We start from the raw sequence: 17,127 nt of genomic DNA, 5'->3' as shown, positions 1-17,127 counted from the left end.
TCAAATTGAATTGATGGTTTTTTTATTATTCTTGAATATCATTTTCAATATCCGCCTGAGGAGGATTCATTTTTAATGAGTGCTAAAGCTGAGGAAGTACCAATCCTCTTCACTCCAAGGCTGATCATTTTTTCCGCATCTTCTGGAGTCCTTACTCCTCCGGCAGCTTTTACAGGAAGCTTTCCAGCGTTATCCAGCATGATTTTTATCCCTTCAAATGTTGCTCCATTAGGCTTTCCATCTGTCGTTTTATAAAAACCGGTTGATGATTTAACGAAAATATTTGGTAAATCATCTGCTGAAAAATTGTCTTCCGCCCAGTTCGATATATTTTTAGTAACATCTGCAATCTGCTCATCTGTTAAAGCAGCAATTTCAATAATCCATTTTGCAATTTTATGATGTTCCAAAGCCAGCTTTGTACATTTTACAAATTCTTCTTTTACCAAGTTTATATTTCCCTGAAGATAGGCATTGTAATTAATTACAAAATCCAGTTCATCTGCACCGTCTTCAATAGCTTTTAAAGCTTCTGCAAGTTTCTCTTCTATTGAGTATGTTCCTTCGTGGAATCCTATAACAGTTCCTACTGCAACATTTGAATTTCTCTCCTTAATATATTTTTTAATTTCAGCTACATAATCCGGCCTGATCATTACTGCAAAAATACCATTATCAATGGCTTCCTGAGCAAGTTCTTTATCAATCTGAAGGGTATCTTCATCTGAAATCCCTGACTGTTCCGGTGTCTTCAAGTAAGTTGAATCCAAATATTGGGCTATGTTCATATCGTTATACTTTCAATTGTCTGTAAATACCTTGCTCCAAAGATATAAAAGTTTCTGTTCTTGTTACTCCTTTCAGTTTTTGGAGTTTGCTAAGAATTTGCATCAAATGATCATTATCTTTACAAAGAACTTTAAGGAATATTGTATAATTTCCTGTTGTATAGTGCGCTTCTACCACTTCATTGATATCATGCAAAGATTTTACCACATCTGGATAATGACTTGGCTGATCCAAAAATACACCGATATAAGAAATCACTTTATATCCGATTTTCTTAGGATTAAGGAACGAAATTGAATTTTCAATAACTCCTGCATGCTCCAATTTTTTTATTCTTTGATGTACTGCTGTGGTTGAGATCCCAACATTCTTTGAGATGTGTGCTAAAGAAGTCTTAGCATTATCCATCAACATATAGATTATTTCCTTGTCGATGGAGTCTAAATGATAACTTGTGTTGCTCGAATTTTTCATTTTCTACTTTTTATTATTTATGTTTTTTATGATAAGCTTTTAAACTTTACAAAAACCGGGAAATGATCGCTGTATCCACCTAAATACCGGGTACCGGCATAAGTTCGGAAAGGGCGTCCTTCAAAATTTCTGGTCCTGCTGCTGAGTTTCTCAGAATTAAAGACATGGGCTTCCTGAAAAGCCAGCGTTTTATTATCAAGAAAAGATCTCGACATAATAATCTGATCATACAGCAATCCAGATTTATAATGAAAAGTAGAATAATTTCTTGTAGAAAACAACTCCTGAAAAGGATTCATTAAAACCTTCTCATGATCGTTGTCATAGAGAATTTGAACTAAATTTTCATCATCCGGGTTTTCATTAAAATCACCACACAATATAACATGTTCTCTATCTGCATCTACAATTTTCATAATCCGCTGTCGGACCTCATTTAATATAAAGGCTCTTTTAGGTTTATTAATATCTTTTTCTCGCTTAGAGGGAAGGTGGGCGATAAAGACATTAATAATTTCCCCTTTATATTTAATTTTTGAAAAAAGTACGTCTCTGGTTGTGTCGTAATTTCCTGTGTTTTTATAGGTTATTTCAAAAAAGAAAGTAATGGTTTCAGAATCTATAACCTCTACTTTATTTTTATCGTATAACATGGCTACATCCACCTTTCTTTCATCCATAGAATTATAATGTACAATTCCATATTCAGAATTAAAGGGTTCCATTTCTACGAGGTCTTCCAAAACCTTCCTTCCGGAAACTTCGGATAGCCCTATAATAAATGGCAATACTCCATTTTCCTCCTTCATCAATTGAAAAACATGAGAGATTTTAAAAAGCTTATTTTTATATCTTCTCTCATCCCAATTTCTTAAACCTGACTGTGTAGGATCTAATTTATGAACAGGCTTAGGATCGGGTAAAAATAAATTTTCAACATTATAAAAAGAGAACAGTTCCATCAACACAAATTTCTATACTTTTAATTAATATGTTCTTTTTTCTAGTCTTAAATTTATTATTATTTTTCAAATCACATTAATTTGCTGATAATATCAATAAATTAATTTATAATAAGAAATGCTTCAAAAGTAATAAAAAAAATCAATAAAACTAATAATAGTGAATTAATTTTTCAACTATTACTTTATTTTATTCAATATATCGAAATAAAAATAATGAATAAAAATTAAAATATTGAAAACAAAAATCCAATTAATGAGCAAAAATTGCTAATATTTTCCTTATCACTTAAAATAACAACAAATATTATTCCATTTAATTTGTAGACAAATAGAACACATAAAAATAGGTTTTCAAATACCCTTTACCGCCATATTAAAGAAGATCAGGTCGTTTTTCTTTAGTAATTCTTACTGCTTCATCATGACGCCATTCTTCAATTTTTCCAAAATTACCACTTAATAAGACTTTAGGAACCTCCAGTCCTTTATAAACTTCGGGCCTTGTGTAGATGGGCGGCGACAGAAGATCATCCTGAAAACTATCCGTTAAAGCACTTTGCTCATCATTCAAAACTCCCGGAAGCAGTCTTATGATAGAGTCAGCCAGCACACATGCTGCAAGCTCCCCACCGGTAAGTACATAATCACCAATGGATATTTCTTTGGTAATATGAAGATCTCTTACTCTTTGGTCTATTCCTTTGTAATGTCCGCAAAGAAAGAGCAGATTGTTTTTTATGGAAAGAGAATTGGCTATTTTCTGATTAAGCGTTACCCCGTCAGGTGTCAGATAGATAACCTCATCATATTCTCTTTGAGATTTTAATTCTGAGATACATTTATCTAATGGTTCTACCATCATCACCATTCCTGCTCCGCCTCCGTAAGGCTCATCATCAATCTGTCTGTGCTTATTGATTGCCCAGTCTCTCAAGTGATGAAAATGTACTTCTGCCAGTCCTTTGTCCATTGCCCTCTTTAAAATAGAGGTTTGAAATGGACTTTCCATCAATTCTGGAAGTACGCTTATGATATCAATTCTCATTGTAATGTTCCGTTTTTCTTAGTAGGTATAATAATTAATCTTAAGGAAGAATCCTTGTTGATATAGCTCCACATCCAGTTGAAGAATATGGCCAGCTTATTTCGAACGCTCAAAATTAGCATTAAATGGAGAAACATCCAGAAATACCAGGCTAAAAATCCCTGGAATTTTATAAAAGGTAGGTCTACAACGGCTCTGTGCTTTCCAATAGTTGCTAAAGATCCCAAGTCATCATATTCATATTCCTTCCACTCGCCTGAGTTCTTCTTTAAGAAATTTCGTCCTAAATTTTTCGCCTGATTAATGGCTACATTAGCTACCTGTGGATGTCCCTGCGGATACTTTTCGGTCTCCATATAAGCAATATCACCAATAGCATAAATATTATCGTACCCTTTTATTTTATTGTAGCGGTCTACGATGTATCTGTTTCTCACTAATTTTTCTTCAGGGAAACCGTCTATTACATTTCCTGTAACACCAGCTGCCCAAATTACATTATTGGATGGTATTTCTTTTCCGCTTTTCAAGTGTACTTTATCGCCATCATAATCTGTAACTACTTCTCCGCTCATGAAAGTTACCCCAAGATCTTTAAGGTATTTTTCAGATTTCTCCTGAGCTTCACTGCTCATTACTGCAAGAGGTTTTTCTGTAGAACTTACCAGGATGATCTTCAGATGATCGAAATTCATATAAGGATAGTCTCTTGGAAGAATATCTTTTTTCATTTCAGCAAAGGCTCCCGCCAATTCTACACCGGTTGGCCCGCTTCCTACGATAACGATATTCCAGTTTCCGTCATCGCTTCTGCTTTTCTCAATAATCAGTTTCTCAAAGGTCATCAGAACGTGATTCCTGATGCTGATGGCTTCCTGAGTATTCTTCATTCCGAAAGCTTTTCCTTCAAGCTCCTTGTTACCGAAAAAATTAGTTTTACAGCCTGTTGCTATGATAAGTTTGTCATACGTAAATTCCGCTTCATCCGTAATAACTCTATTATTGGCTGCATCAATCTCTTTTACTTCCGTCATCCGGAATTGAGTGTTTCTGGATTGCTGAAAAATCTTTCTGAAGGGGAAAGAGATGTTGGAAGGTTCTATCCTTCCTGAGGCTACCTGATAAAAAAGCGGCTGAAACATATGGTGATTCATCCGATCCAGAACAATAACCTTTTTGTTCTTGTTATTCAATGTTTTTGCAAGCTGCAGCCCCGCAAATCCTCCTCCTATAATGATGATTTTTTCGCGTGTTTCCATAATACACAAATTTACTGATTTTATTTAGCATTTAGTAGTGAAAAAAGTTATTTTTGCAAAACTTTATGACACCAAAAAAGTACACCAAAAAAACTGCCAAACAGATCCATAAGAACAGACGGAACAACTATTTTTTCCGTCGAAGGGTGATATTAGCCATTTTAATTGTAGCTTTAATTGGAACCGGGTTCTATCTTAAACAATCCGTAAGTTATTACTATGCATTGTACTTTAATAAATTTACCCACAAAAAACTTCACAACAGTGAAAGGGAAAGTTCCAGGATCCAAAGAATACTAGCCAATAATCTTGATAAGACCTACGGCTTTGATGTTTCTCATTATCAGAATAAGGAAGACATCAAATGGGACAGTCTCAGCATTGGTAACAAAACCATTCCTCTGGAATTTGTAGTAATGCGGGCAACGATGGGAAATAAAAGTGCCGATAAGCATTTTGATGAGTTTTGGGAAATGGCTAAAAAGCACAATCTGATCCGCGGAGCTTATCATTTTTACAGAGCTGATGAAGATCCGGTAATCCAAGCCAATAATTTTCTGGCAAATGTAAAACTGGAAAGTGGTGATCTTCCTCCAATTCTGGATATTGAAAAAATTCCGAAGCGGAAGACCAATAAAAAATTAGTGGAAGATCTGAAGGTCTGGTGTAAAATCGTAGAGGAAGCATACGGTGAAAAGCCTATTATTTACACCTATTATCATTATCATAAAGATTTTTTGAAAGGCGAATTTAAAGGGTATCCTTTATGGCTGGCCAATTATAATGATGTTCCTACTCCATCTCCAGATGACCAGTGGGACTTCTGGCAATTTACTGAAAACGGAATTGTTCACGGAATTAATACTAAGGTAGATCTGGATATTTACAATGGTAATTCCTGGTCGCTGAAAAGACTGACACTAGATTAATAAGGCTTGAAGATGGATGTAGAAAGATGAAAGTTATTGAAGTTCTAAATAACAGTTTTCAGTTCATTTTTCAGCTACTCAAAAAGCTCCTTTTAATTTCAATGTTGAAATTAAAAGGAGCTTTTTAAACATCCAGCTTCCAGCTTCACATCACTTACTTTTTCCCAAGAAAGTTCAGGATGTCTGTATTAAGCTGATCCGGTTTTTCAAAAGGGACCATATGAGTGGTGTCCTGATAAATTTTCTTTTCAGCATTTTGAATTTGTCTGGATATAAATTCAGTATGATCCGGCTTGATAACATCCCTATCACCTGCAATAACGAGAACCGGACTTTTTATTTTATTTAAATCAGTTTTACTGATATTAGGCTCTGTAAGCATGATCTTTAAAAGTCTGCGCTCACCAAATGTTTCTTCCGGAGCCATATCTTTCAACTGCTTCATCTGATTGGTAAGCCTTTCAATAAGCTTATTTTCTACTCCTTCAGGAAAAGTATTTGCTCCAATGACTACAAGCTTATTAAGACGTTCCGGGTATTTCAAAGCAAATTCAAGCCCTGTATTTCCACCATCGCTCCAGCCTACAATATTAATTTTATCAAGTTTCAACTCATCTGCTAATGCTTTTGCATCATCTGCAAATAATTTATAAGTAAAATCTCTCTTGGAGGTATCTTTACTCTTCCCCTGCCCTCTTGTATCTACCGCAATAACTTTATACTGCTTGGATAAAACAGGGATCTGCTGATAATAATCTTTGATACTCCCTGAATTTCCGTGAAGCAATACCAAAGGTTCACCTTCTCCGTATACTTCATAATAAAGATCGGTATCTTTCAGTTTCAGATATTTTCCAGCAGAGTCATTTTTACCATAGATCGATCGATCTGCTTCCTCTATATTTTTTGAATTATCGGTGGCCCATCCCTGAGAAACCTCATCATTATCTGCATAGCCTCCATCATCATCTTTTGTATCCTTACCGTTTTTATCCATTTTCACATCAATATTAATAGCGGGTGCAGCAATAGTCATTTTTTTCCAATCTCCATAGAACTCTCTGATAAATCCAGTCTTAAACAAAGCAGCACTAATTTTAATGTATCCGTCAAATTCTTTTAAAAAATTGATCCCTACAAAGAACTTTCCATTCACCCAGATATTATGGTCATTCACATCAAGCGTATAAGTTCCATCTTTAATCATATCTTCAGTAAGCTGTACTGTAATTTCTTCGTCTAAAAGATTTTTATCTGGGAAACCATCTTTCTCACTATAGATACTATAACGCATCAGAACTGGTTCTGTGGAAGAATATTTAGCAATATTCAAATTAATATTTTTGATTTTAGACCTTTTCTTTGCATTAAATTCTAAAGCAGTTTCACCCAAGAAACCTGCTTTTTTGCTTGCTGGATTAACAAAATATAAAACACTTTTAGTTTTCGTTTTTACTCCCCAGTTTTTATCTACCAGTTTTTTAGGTTTAATAGCAATCTCTTTGATCGTTTTAGTTTTCTCATTTAAGAATACCTTCTGCTGATCATGTTTTTTAAAATCCTGTACTGCTTCTTCATAAGTTTCATATCCTGGCACTTCTATTTTTACTTTCTGTTGTGGATCTAAACCGGTAAGATCTATTGAGAAATTTCCTTTTCCATCAGAAATGGTTCCGGTTGTTTTCTTTTCAACCCCAATTTTCACATAAGGAACAGGTTGATTTTCATTTTTAGAAATAATGGTTCCGGAAATAGTCTGTGCATTAAATACTGAAACCGTAAGAATAAAGGATAAAACAATAAGTTTTTTCATGGTAAAAGTTTGATGCAAACTTATCTATTTTATCACCTTCACCCTTCATAAGGTATTATTAAATTTAATCTCTTTTCTGTTAAATTTATTCTAAAAAAACACCCTTCAGTACATCAATTAAAAAAGATTCTAAATATAATTGTCCTTTTATAAAATCTCCATGATCTCTTCCCATGAATTTACTCTTCTATAAGTTTCGTTTTCGATGAGCTCATTATGTGGTTGGGTAAAAATCAACCTCTGCCCTGAAAAATGATCCAGGTTCTTTGGATAGTCATCAATCATCACATCTCCTGACACTACCTTTTTACTTCCACAAAGCACAATCTGCTCCCAGGTGATGAATGGAAAATGCTCAGCCAACCAGTCATATTTTTCTCTTAAACTGTTGGGAAACTCCATTCCTGCGGAAACAATATACAGTTCATATTTATTGTTCAGGTATTCTATAGCTTCCTGGCTCCCTTTCATCACTGGCAATGTTCTGAAGAACCCTACTTCATTCACATGTTTTTTTCCGTTGGGAAAAGCTTCTATCTCCGGCTTCCCAGTCATAGCATCAGATACCACTTCTCTTCCGGTATCTCTTTTTTCAAATTCAATCAGTTGAGGATATACATCTGCCATTACCCCATCCATGTCTACAATTACTTTTTTCATTGCTTCAAATCAGATTTATATTGTTATAGCTCCGTCATTTATATTGAGCCTATCAAAATTACCAAATTGTTTTCTCTGATTATGGACACAGTTTATTAATAAATCATAAATATTCAATTTTATAAAGCCGGTTCCGGAAAATTTTATGGTTACATTTTCGTATTTTTGCCGCTCAGTTCAAAATTAAAATCAAACTATTAATTTCCAATGAATTACGTTTCTGCAGAAATCTTACCAAATCTTATGGCATCAAAGTTTTGTTTGAAAACATTTCCTTTCACATTAATGAAGGAGACAAAATTGCCATTGTTGCCAAAAATGGAAGTGGAAAATCCACCCTTCTGAAAATTTTAATGGGTAAAGAAATTGCAGACAGCGGTACTGCGATCATTAATAAAGATATCCAGGTTGTTTTATTCGACCAGGAAATTGATTTTGATTCTAATCTAAGCATTGAAGAATTCATGATGACTCTTGATTCCGAACCTATTCTTGCTTTGAAGAATTACCATAAGTCTCTTCATTCTACAGATCATGATTTTATTGAAAAAGCACTGGCTGATATGGAAGCCCACAAAGCCTGGGATCTTGAAAATGAAATGAAGCAGATTCTTTCCCAGCTTAAGATCACAGATCTTGATGCTAAAATGGGAACGCTTTCCGGAGGACAAATTAAACGTGTTGCCCTTGCTAAATTATTGACTGAAACCCGAGCAGAGCACAAACATACGCTTCTTATCATGGATGAACCTACCAACCACCTGGACGTGGATATGGTAGAATGGCTTGAAAACTATCTGAACAAAGCAAAAATCACATTATTACTCGTTACCCACGACCGATATTTCCTTGATAGTGTTTGTGATATTATCTGGGAAATGGAAGACAGAAATCTTTATGTTCACAATGGTTCGTATGCTACGTATCTTGAAAATAAAATGATTCGTGAGGATAACCTTAATGCTACCATTGATAAGGCCAATAACCTTTACAGAAAGGAATTGGAATGGATGCGCAGACAGCCCAAAGCAAGAACTACAAAATCAAAAAGCAGAATTGACTCTTTTTACGAAACAGAAAAAGTAGCCAAAACCGATACGAGAAAACAAGGATTGGAACTGGATTTTGAAATGAAGCGTCTGGGGAATAAAATCCTTGAACTAAAAAATATTGATAAAAGTTTCGGAACTAAAGTTTTATTAAAAGATTTCAGCTACTCATTCCAACGTGGTGAAAAAGTAGGAATCATTGGAAAAAACGGAGCCGGAAAATCTACATTACTGAACATCATCCAGGGATTTGAAAAATATGACAAAGGAGAAATTGAAACGGGAGAAACTATTTCTTTCGGATATTTTGCTCAGAAAGGTCTTACTTATAAAGAGGATGAACGTGTTATTGATTTTATTAAAGAAATTGCAGAATTCTATCCTTTAGCTAATGGAAGAAGTCTTTCTGCATCTCAGTTCCTTAGATTATTCTTATTTGATGATCAGACACAATACTCTCCTATCTCAAAATTATCCGGAGGAGAAAAAAGAAGATTGCACCTGATGTATATTTTATATCAGAATCCTAACTTTTTGATTTTTGATGAACCTACGAATGATCTGGATCTTCCTACATTAACAGTTCTTGAAAATTTCCTGCAGCAATTTCAGGGATCTTTAATCATCGTTTCCCACGACAGATATTTCATGGACAGAATTGTAGATCATGTTCTTGCTTTTGAAGGAGATGGAAAAATCAGAGATTTCGTAGGAAACTTCTCTGAATATCGTGAAGCAAGAAGCCGTGAAGAAGCTTTAGAAAAAAATACAGCTGTAAAACCTGAACCTGTAAAAGAAACTGTTACTGTTGCAGAAAAGACTTCATCTTCCAACGCTCAAAAAAGGAAGTTAACCTTTAACGAGCAAAGAGAATTAGAAACTATTGAAAAAGAAATGCCTGAACTGGAAGAACAGCGGGCTAAAATCCTGGACCAGCTTAATAACGAATCTGATTACGAAAAGATAGCCAAACTTTCAGCGGAACTGGAAACAGTTTCTGAAAAGTTGGAGAATCATGAAATGAGATGGCTGGAACTTCAGGAAATCATGTAAAAATATAAGTTATGAATGAGTTTGAGAGTAAGAGAGGGCTTGAAAGTAAAAGAGTAGACAATTTATACTTCTGACTATCATTAACCTTAAACTTTGAACTCATTCATAAAACTTATCATATAATTTATAGTACAATCACTTTTTCTTCTTTTGCACTTTTTACTGAAGCATCAATGATTTTCATATTCTGGATGACTTCTTTTCCTGGTGATGGCAAAGGATATCCGAAGACAATATGCTCATAGATTTGCTGGTAATAATCCATATAATTTCCAGCTTCACTTGAAGTAAATATCCTTTCTGTTTCTGAGTTTTCGTTCAGATAATTTAAAATACCATCTGCTTCTTTCAAAGGCTGCATCCACTCTTTTCCATAGACAGGAATAGCTCCGGCGACCAATTCGGCTTCCTGATTATCGGTCCTTTCTTGTAAGAAACTACCTCTGTCTCCATGAATTTTATAAGCGTAATGATCTTCTTTCGTAAATACAGAAGATTTTAATCGTACTCTCAGATCATTTTTGTAGAATAGCAGAATTTCAAAATAATCATTGGCAAACTCTGATCCTTTCATAGAAAATACATCACCAAAAAGCTTTTCAGGGTATCCGAAATATTGCACAGCCTGATCTACAAGATGGGCTCCCAGATCATGCAATGAACCCGAGCCAATCTGATCCGGACTTTCTTTATGCTGTTTTCCACTTGGTGTGGTACGGAACCTGTCAAAACGGATTTCTGCCTCTTTAATATTTCCCAGTTTTCCTTCATTCAAAATATTCTGTACCTGCTGAAAATCGCGATCAAATCTTCTGTTTTGGTATACACTTAAAAACAATCCTTTTTCTTCTGCCAGTTTTACCAGTTCTTCTGCTTCTTCTACATTTACTGTGAAAGGTTTTTCAACAATGATATTTTTTCCTGCTTCCAATGCTTTTTTAGCATATTCATAATGGGTCTGAACCGGAGTATTGATTATTACCAATTCCACATCTGCATTTTGAAGCATGTCTTCTACCGAACGGTAAATAGTAGCTTCAGGATATTTTTCCTTCGATTCTTCTTTACTTCTTTCCGCTACCGCAGAAATAAAGAACCCCGGATGTTCTTTTAAAAAGGGTGCGTGAAAAACTTTCCCACTCATCCCAAAGGCACAAAGCCCAGCTTTTACCAGTTGCATATTTTTATTTTTCAACAAATATATTCATAAAAAACACTGAATTATGCACCAACAATAAGGATAGAAACTATCCATATAATTCACCCTAAAAAGACATGACAAAAATCATAAATTAATTTTTATTCATTCTAAACAAATACTTACATTTGCGCCTTATTTAAAACTGTTCTACATAAAAATAAAATGAAAAGACAATTACTATCTTTAGGTCTTCTATTTATCGCTGTTTCAGCAAGTTCACAGCTGAAAAACGCTGAGGCAGATACCATCAGAACCCAAACAATTGAAGATATCAATCTTCATAAAACAGGAAATCCTAATCAGGCGAGACCATTATCTACAAAGTCTAATTTGACGGTAATGGAAAATCCACAACCTATTGCTATCGTTACTCATGAAATCATTGAGCAACAGCAGGCAAAACAATTAAGCGATGTTCTTCAGAATATAAACGGGATGTATATCACTTCATCCAGAGGAAATTCTCAGGACAGCTTTGGAGGGCGTGGTTTTATTTTAGGAAATGATAATATTTTCAAGAATGGATCAAGAATAAATAGCGGAGTTTTCCCAGAGGTAAGTGGTCTTGAAAGAGTAGAAGTTTTAAAGGGGGCAAACGCAATGCTTTACGGAAATACTGCAGCAGGAGGTGTTATCAATATGATTACGAAAAAGCCTAAATTCAATTTTGGTGGAAGCATTGGATTAAACGGCGGAAGCTGGAATTCTTACAAACCAACAATTGATGTTTACGGTCCATTATCTAAAAATATTGCTTTCAGAGTCAACGGAACTTACGAATACGCTGAAAGTTTCAGAGATGTTGTACAGTCTGAAAAATATTACTTCAATCCTTCATTCTTATTTAATTTAAGTGAGAAGTCTCAATTAATTGTGGAGGCAGATTATCTTAAAAATAACTTCACTCCTGATTTCGGGCTTGGATCTATTACAGAAAGGGATCAAAGTTACAGATTGAATGATAACATTTCCAGAAACGTTTTCTATGGAACTGACTGGCAATATCAAAATGTACAACAAGCTTCTACAAACGTAACTTTCAATCATCAGTTTAACGAAAGATGGTCTTTAAACGCTACAGCTTCTTACCAGAACTATACGAAAGATTATTTTTCTTCTGAAAGAGTACAATGGATCTATGACACTAAAGATAAAGCGGTAGATCCCAACAGATTATCCTGGAAAAGACCTTTTGGTAAAACTTACAACGAACAGAATTATACTTCTGCACAAGTAAACATCAATGGTGAATTCAATACCGGAAGCATTAACCATAAGGTATTAATTGGTTCAGATGCAGATTATAGCCAGGCAGATGCTTACGCTTATACTGTTACAGACCCAAAAAACCTTCTTTATTTAGATGATCCTTCAACATGGGGAAATATTGATATGCCAAATTCTACTCTTACTACAAGAAACAGAATCAATACAAGAAGAATTGGGATCTATGCACAAGATTTTATCAGCTTAACAAAACAACTAAAAGTAATCGCTGGATTAAGATGGTCTTATGTAGAGAATATGCCTACGCTGACTACCCGTTTTAAATCAAACGATAAATTTGAAGTAGCAAATTCTTCAACATCTGATAATGCATTCTCTCCAAAAGTAGGATTGGTTTATGCTCCAAATGAAAATCTTTCGGTATTTGCTACATATACGAATTCATTTGCTTCCAATGCAGGATATACTTCAGATCAGTTTGGTACAGTAAATACTAATCAATCTGCTACGCAAGTTCAAGATCAACTAACTAATTTATCAAAACAAAGCATAAAACCATCAACAGTTGATCAATACGAAATTGGTGTTAAAAAGAATTTCTGGAATAACGCTTTAGCTGTTAATTTAACAGCTTACCAGATTATGTACAACAATTATTATCAAACGTATTGGTTCCCTTCTAATACAAATGGGGCACCTGTAAATTCAACAGATACCAATCTTAAAGAATTTGCAGGAAATATGAGAAGCCGTGGTGTAGAATTAGACATTACAGGAAATCCTACGGAAAACTTATCGATCATCGGAGGTTTCTCTTATAACAACTCTGTTTATCTTGATACTCCTGAAAAAGGATATGTTGAAAACCAAAGATTGGTAAGAACACCGGCAACAACAGCAAATGCTTCTGTTTTCTATAAATTTACAAACTATGTAAAAGGATTAAAAGTTGGGGCTGGAGTCTACTACATCGGAGATAGAATCGCTGGGTGGAATGATTCAAAATCAACCAATACAAGTAGAAACAACGTAAGTAGAATGTTTGATCTAAAAGATTATACTACGGTTTCTGTATCTGTTGGTTACGAGTGGAATAAATTCTCTATCCAGGGAAGAGTGGGTAACCTGTTTGATGTTGTAAACTACAACGTTCACGAGAATTACTCAGTGAATCCTATTATGCCAAGAAATTATTATTTTACGTTGACATACAAACTGTAGAATTAACTTTATAATTACTTCTTTATTAAAAGTGGAAATTGCATTTTTGCAGTTTCCACTTTTACAATTTAAAAACAAAACAAAAAAACGATATGGACAAGATTAAAGACACAAGAAGTTTCATGAGAATTACACACCGTTATCTGGGATATTTTCTGGCGGGTATTATGGCTGTGTATGCAGTAAGTGGAATTATTCTGGTGTACAGAGACACAGACTTTTTAAAGAGTGAAAAAAAGTACGAAAAAACTCTATCTGCCAACCTATCTGAAAAAGAACTGAAAAAGGAGCTGAAGATGAAAGGTCTTGAAGTAGAAAAAACCGAAGGTACTGTTCTTCATTTCAAAAAAGGTACTTATGATTCTGCAACAGGAGTGGCTAAGTATTCAAAAATGGAACTGCCATTTGTACTGGATAAAATGGTTTCTCTTCACAAATCACAGTCTAAAGATGCTATTGCTCCTCTAAGTGTATTTTTCGGAGTGGCTCTTTTCTTCTTTGTTATTTCAAGTTTCTGGATGTTTAATCCTAAGACAAAAGCATTCAAGCGTGGGATCAAGTTTACGATTGCAGGACTTGTTATCTCCATCCTTCTTTTGTTAATTTAGAAACAGAAAAGAAGTTTTAGAAACTCACTGAAGATTCTAGAACGATATAATCATTCTTTTACACTTCACCGACTTCTCTACTCATTAATTGTGAAATATTCAATAAATATGTTAAAAATACACTTCCTATCTTATTGATATTATTAACATTAATTTAGAAAAATTGTCTAAAATTAAGACTCTGGCACATTTATTGTTTTTTCTATAATTCGTGAATAATAAACATTTAATTATTAAAATAATAAATTATGAAAAAACTTATTTTAACAGGAGTATTAGCTATAGCAGGTTTAACAGCAACTGCAAACGCTCAGATTCAGAAAGGTAATTGGATGGTAGGGGGTAACCTTGCAGGTGCAAATTTTGGGTTAAATGAAGGAGCAGGATATGACTTTGCCATTCAGCCAAAAGGAGCCTATTTCATTGAAGATAATCTTGCAGTAGGGGGTTATGTAGATTTAGGATTTAAAGGAGCTAAAGATGCACCAACTACTTTCACATATAATGTTGGAGCATTAGGACGTTACTATCTTAACCCGGGAGAAAAAGGAGTGAATAACTTACTACACCACGGAAGATGGTTCTTCGAAGGTAATGTAGGTGTTGGAGGAATGTCTATCTCTAAAGGAGGTTCTTCTTCTAACGGTCTTAACTTCGGATTTGGTCCTGGTTATTCTTACTTCATTACGCCAAACATTGGTTTAGAAGGTTTAGTGAAATATGATGCAAACGCTGGATTCGGAAGCGGTGGATATACTAACAAAATTACTTTTGGTTTAGGATTCCAGATTTATCTTCCAACGTCTAAAGCAAAACAAATCATTAACGACGTTAAGTAATCACTGAAATACTTATAAAAAATAAAGCGGCCCGAAATAAATTTCGGGTCGCTTTTCGTACAAATTAAAACTAAACTATAAAAAATCAAATAAATCATGTATTCGGTTGGGGCGTATATCTTAAATACGGCTTTATTTCAGTCACTCCCTTAGGGAATTTTTTGATAGCATCTTCCGTAGATACTGCAGGCGGAACAATCACATCTTCCCCATTCTTCCAGTTTACAGGAGTAGCAACCTGATAATTATCCACAAGCTGTAAAGAATCCAATACTCTCAGTATTTCATTAAAATTTCTTCCTGTAGAGGCTGGATAAGTGATAATAAGCCTCACTTTTTTAGCCGGGTCAATAATCAATAAGGAACGCACCGTTGCTGTAGCAGAAGCATTAGGATGAATAAAATCATAGAGCTCAGAAATTTTTCTTTCTTTATCTGCGATGATCGGAAACTGTACATCCGTATTTTGGGTTTCATTAATATCTTTTATCCAGTTCTGATGATCTTCTACTCCATCCACACTTAAGGCAATCACTTTGGTGTCTCTTTCAGCAAATTCAGACTTTAATTTAGAGGTATATCCTAATTCTGTAGTGCATACCGGTGTATAATCTGCCGGATGAGAAAATAGAATTCCCCATGAATCTCCCAGATAATTATAAAAGTTGATATCTCCTAAAGATGATTCTGCCTGAAAGTTGGGTGCTGTATCTCCTAGTTTGATTGACATAATATTTCGCGTTTGTTAGTCTACAAATTTAGTAGACTTTTTGATACTAGCAAAATTTTTTGAAGAAAATTTATATCTTTAATGTAAAATTTTATTCATGGAGAAAACCGGGCTCACCTACATAGACTTGGTGTATAAGGTATTGGAGAATTGGTATGTAACGTTTGCAGAGCTTACTCCCAAATTAATTGTCGGCATTTTAGTATTTACATTCTTTCTTATTAGCAGTAAATACATGAGCCAAATTGCAGTAAAACTATTTCACAGATTCTTTCCGAAAAGCCAGAAAGAGAGTTCACTGGTTACTCTAATCAGTGTATTCAGATTCCTGATTATGCTGCTTGGAACATTTATTTCCCTAGAAATTATGGGCTTCAGTGGTTTCCTCTGGAAGTTTATCGGAAGTTTAGGGGTTGCCGGAGTTATTGCCGGAGTTGCTTTAAAAGATCTTGTATCAAGTATCTTTTCAGGAATGTTGATTGGTATTGATAAAGCTTTTAAAGTGGGTGATTATATTACGATTGGAACTCATTCCGGAACCGTACAGGAAATTGGATTTCTAACAACTAAAATCCTTACGGATGACGGAAAGAAAGCATATATCCCCAATCAGGTAGTTTTTAATGCTCCGTTTTATAACATTACGGCTTCACCTCAACGCAGAATTATCTTAAATTTTGAAATTCCGGCTGATGAAGACATCAGTAAAGCTCAGAAAAGTATTCTGGAGGTGGTAAAGAATCTTGACAATGTGGATAAGCTGGATACTGCAGAAGTAATTTTTACAGATCTCAAGCAGGGGTCTTTTAATCTGCAGGTTAAATTCTGGATCAAGATTGGAGCTAACCTGGCACAGGTAAGAAGTAAGGCTTATTTAAATATTAAAGAGCGGTTTGATGTAGATAAAATCCAACTGGTTACTCCTACAAGCATCAGTATTACAAGTGGAGAAAATAATTTACCGGAAAGCCAGGATAAATAATTGATTTTAATTCCCCACAGATCTTACTGATTTCACAGATGTTTGTGGATATATTAATATAATAGAAAGCTGCTTCAAATGTTTGGAGTGGCTTTTTTTTGTTGGAATTCGCAAGGACGCAAAGGTTTGACCTTTTTAAGGCGCAAAGATTTTATCTGCGATAAAATTTTATGCTGTTGATAATAGCAACGAATTCACGAATCATTTTATTTATACATAAATCTATGCTCCTATGTGATTCTAAATTTTTAGCCACATAGGTATATAGAGTAGTATTTTGGAT

14 protein-coding genes and 1 pseudogene are annotated in these 17,127 nt (G+C 34.6%); 6 read left to right on the top strand and 9 right to left on the bottom strand.

Annotation, left to right across the window (positions count from 1 at the left end):
* Window positions 1-44: 44 nt before the first annotated feature.
* The 5 genes from deoC to BOQ64_RS07230 form a co-directional block, all read right to left on the bottom strand.
* A complete protein-coding gene (gene deoC / locus BOQ64_RS07250) occupies window positions 45-788 on the bottom strand; it encodes a deoxyribose-phosphate aldolase (RefSeq protein WP_129054583.1) in 744 nt (247 codons plus the stop codon).
* 4 nt (window positions 789-792) lie between these two features.
* Entirely contained in the window at window positions 793-1,263 is a 471-nt protein-coding gene (locus BOQ64_RS07245; protein ID WP_047490188.1) for an Lrp/AsnC ligand binding domain-containing protein, read from the bottom strand.
* A 26-nt stretch (window positions 1,264-1,289) separates the two neighbouring features.
* On the bottom strand, window positions 1,290-2,225 hold the full coding sequence (locus BOQ64_RS07240) for an endonuclease/exonuclease/phosphatase family protein (RefSeq protein WP_129054581.1): 936 nt from the start codon (window positions 2,223-2,225) through the stop codon (window positions 1,290-1,292).
* Window positions 2,226-2,601: 376 nt separating this feature from the next.
* Window positions 2,602-3,273, bottom strand: a complete 672-nt coding sequence (trmD, locus tag BOQ64_RS07235; protein WP_129054579.1) for a tRNA (guanosine(37)-N1)-methyltransferase TrmD — start codon at window positions 3,271-3,273, stop codon at window positions 2,602-2,604.
* The gene (locus BOQ64_RS07230) at window positions 3,270-4,532 is read right to left on the bottom strand and encodes an NAD(P)/FAD-dependent oxidoreductase (RefSeq protein ID WP_129054577.1); all 1,263 of its coding nucleotides are present in this window, start codon (window positions 4,530-4,532) and stop codon (window positions 3,270-3,272) included. The genes trmD and BOQ64_RS07230 overlap by 4 nt, the downstream gene beginning before the upstream one ends.
* Before the next feature lie 65 nt (window positions 4,533-4,597).
* Between BOQ64_RS07230 and BOQ64_RS07225 the strand changes: the two genes are divergently transcribed.
* A complete protein-coding gene (locus tag BOQ64_RS07225) occupies window positions 4,598-5,461 on the top strand; it encodes a glycoside hydrolase family 25 protein (RefSeq protein WP_129054575.1) in 864 nt (287 codons plus the stop codon).
* Between the two features lie 154 nt (window positions 5,462-5,615).
* Here the strand turns inward: BOQ64_RS07225 and BOQ64_RS07220 are convergent, their stop codons facing one another.
* The gene (locus BOQ64_RS07220; RefSeq protein WP_129054573.1) at window positions 5,616-7,274 is read right to left on the bottom strand and encodes an alpha/beta fold hydrolase; all 1,659 of its coding nucleotides are present in this window, start codon (window positions 7,272-7,274) and stop codon (window positions 5,616-5,618) included.
* Window positions 7,275-7,421: 147 nt separating this feature from the next.
* The gene (locus BOQ64_RS07215) at window positions 7,422-7,934 is read right to left on the bottom strand and encodes a 5' nucleotidase, NT5C type (RefSeq protein ID WP_129054572.1); all 513 of its coding nucleotides are present in this window, start codon (window positions 7,932-7,934) and stop codon (window positions 7,422-7,424) included.
* Between the two features lie 207 nt (window positions 7,935-8,141).
* Between BOQ64_RS07215 and BOQ64_RS07210 the strand changes: the two are divergent.
* Window positions 8,142-10,036: pseudogene (locus tag BOQ64_RS07210) on the top strand (ABC-F family ATP-binding cassette domain-containing protein).
* A gap of 124 nt (window positions 10,037-10,160) precedes the next feature.
* On the opposite strand, the gene BOQ64_RS07205 reads toward BOQ64_RS07210, so the two are convergent.
* Window positions 10,161-11,216: a Gfo/Idh/MocA family oxidoreductase gene (locus tag BOQ64_RS07205; protein ID WP_129054570.1), complete on the bottom strand. Its 1,056-nt coding sequence runs from the start codon at window positions 11,214-11,216 to the stop codon at window positions 10,161-10,163.
* Window positions 11,217-11,399: 183 nt separating this feature from the next.
* Here BOQ64_RS07205 and BOQ64_RS07200 point away from each other — a divergent pair, with 183 nt between their 5' ends.
* The 3 genes from BOQ64_RS07200 to BOQ64_RS07190 all read left to right on the top strand — a co-directional run bounded on the left by BOQ64_RS07200 (window position 11,400) and on the right by BOQ64_RS07190 (window position 15,132).
* Window positions 11,400-13,685, top strand: a complete 2,286-nt coding sequence (locus BOQ64_RS07200) for a TonB-dependent siderophore receptor (RefSeq protein WP_129054568.1) — start codon at window positions 11,400-11,402, stop codon at window positions 13,683-13,685.
* 92 nt (window positions 13,686-13,777) lie between these two features.
* Window positions 13,778-14,293 carry a hypothetical protein gene (locus BOQ64_RS07195; protein ID WP_129054566.1) on the top strand — a complete coding sequence of 172 codons (516 nt, stop codon included), beginning with the start codon at window positions 13,778-13,780 and terminating at the stop codon, window positions 14,291-14,293.
* A 248-nt stretch (window positions 14,294-14,541) separates the two neighbouring features.
* Window positions 14,542-15,132, top strand: coding sequence for an outer membrane beta-barrel protein (locus BOQ64_RS07190; protein WP_066697146.1), 591 nt, complete (start codon window positions 14,542-14,544; stop codon window positions 15,130-15,132).
* Between the two features lie 94 nt (window positions 15,133-15,226).
* Here BOQ64_RS07190 and BOQ64_RS07185 read toward each other — a convergent pair whose 3' ends face one another.
* Entirely contained in the window at window positions 15,227-15,862 is a 636-nt protein-coding gene (locus BOQ64_RS07185) for a peroxiredoxin (protein ID WP_129054564.1), read from the bottom strand.
* A 97-nt stretch (window positions 15,863-15,959) separates the two neighbouring features.
* Here BOQ64_RS07185 and BOQ64_RS07180 point away from each other — a divergent pair, with 97 nt between their 5' ends.
* Entirely contained in the window at window positions 15,960-16,844 is an 885-nt protein-coding gene (locus tag BOQ64_RS07180) for a mechanosensitive ion channel family protein (RefSeq protein ID WP_129054562.1), read from the top strand.
* The last annotated feature ends 283 nt before the right edge of the window (window positions 16,845-17,127 follow it).

It is taken from the genome of Chryseobacterium sp. CH25, assembly GCF_004119455.1.
Lineage (GTDB): Bacteria > Bacteroidota > Bacteroidia > Flavobacteriales > Weeksellaceae > Chryseobacterium.
Note: the sequence above shows the minus strand (reverse complement) of the source record. Positions and strands in the feature narration are given on the sequence as shown.

Excerpts from the sequence above, each read along its gene's own strand:
- deoC (WP_129054583.1), bottom strand. The coding sequence starts at position 788 with ATGAACATAGCCCAATATTTGGATTCAACTTACTTGAAGACACCGGAA.
- BOQ64_RS07245 (WP_047490188.1), bottom strand. The coding sequence starts at position 1,263 with ATGAAAAATTCGAGCAACACAAGTTATCATTTAGACTCCATCGACAAG.
- BOQ64_RS07240 (WP_129054581.1), bottom strand. The coding sequence starts at position 2,225 with ATGGAACTGTTCTCTTTTTATAATGTTGAAAATTTATTTTTACCCGAT.
- trmD (WP_129054579.1), bottom strand. The coding sequence starts at position 3,273 with ATGAGAATTGATATCATAAGCGTACTTCCAGAATTGATGGAAAGTCCA.
- BOQ64_RS07230 (WP_129054577.1), bottom strand. The coding sequence starts at position 4,532 with ATGGAAACACGCGAAAAAATCATCATTATAGGAGGAGGATTTGCGGGG.
- BOQ64_RS07225 (WP_129054575.1), top strand. The coding sequence starts at position 4,598 with ATGACACCAAAAAAGTACACCAAAAAAACTGCCAAACAGATCCATAAG.
- BOQ64_RS07220 (WP_129054573.1), bottom strand. The coding sequence starts at position 7,274 with ATGAAAAAACTTATTGTTTTATCCTTTATTCTTACGGTTTCAGTATTT.
- BOQ64_RS07215 (WP_129054572.1), bottom strand. The coding sequence starts at position 7,934 with ATGAAAAAAGTAATTGTAGACATGGATGGGGTAATGGCAGATGTATAT.
- BOQ64_RS07205 (WP_129054570.1), bottom strand. The coding sequence starts at position 11,216 with ATGCAACTGGTAAAAGCTGGGCTTTGTGCCTTTGGGATGAGTGGGAAA.
- BOQ64_RS07200 (WP_129054568.1), top strand. The coding sequence starts at position 11,400 with ATGAAAAGACAATTACTATCTTTAGGTCTTCTATTTATCGCTGTTTCA.
- BOQ64_RS07195 (WP_129054566.1), top strand. The coding sequence starts at position 13,778 with ATGGACAAGATTAAAGACACAAGAAGTTTCATGAGAATTACACACCGT.
- BOQ64_RS07190 (WP_066697146.1), top strand. The coding sequence starts at position 14,542 with ATGAAAAAACTTATTTTAACAGGAGTATTAGCTATAGCAGGTTTAACA.
- BOQ64_RS07185 (WP_129054564.1), bottom strand. The coding sequence starts at position 15,862 with ATGTCAATCAAACTAGGAGATACAGCACCCAACTTTCAGGCAGAATCA.
- BOQ64_RS07180 (WP_129054562.1), top strand. The coding sequence starts at position 15,960 with ATGGAGAAAACCGGGCTCACCTACATAGACTTGGTGTATAAGGTATTG.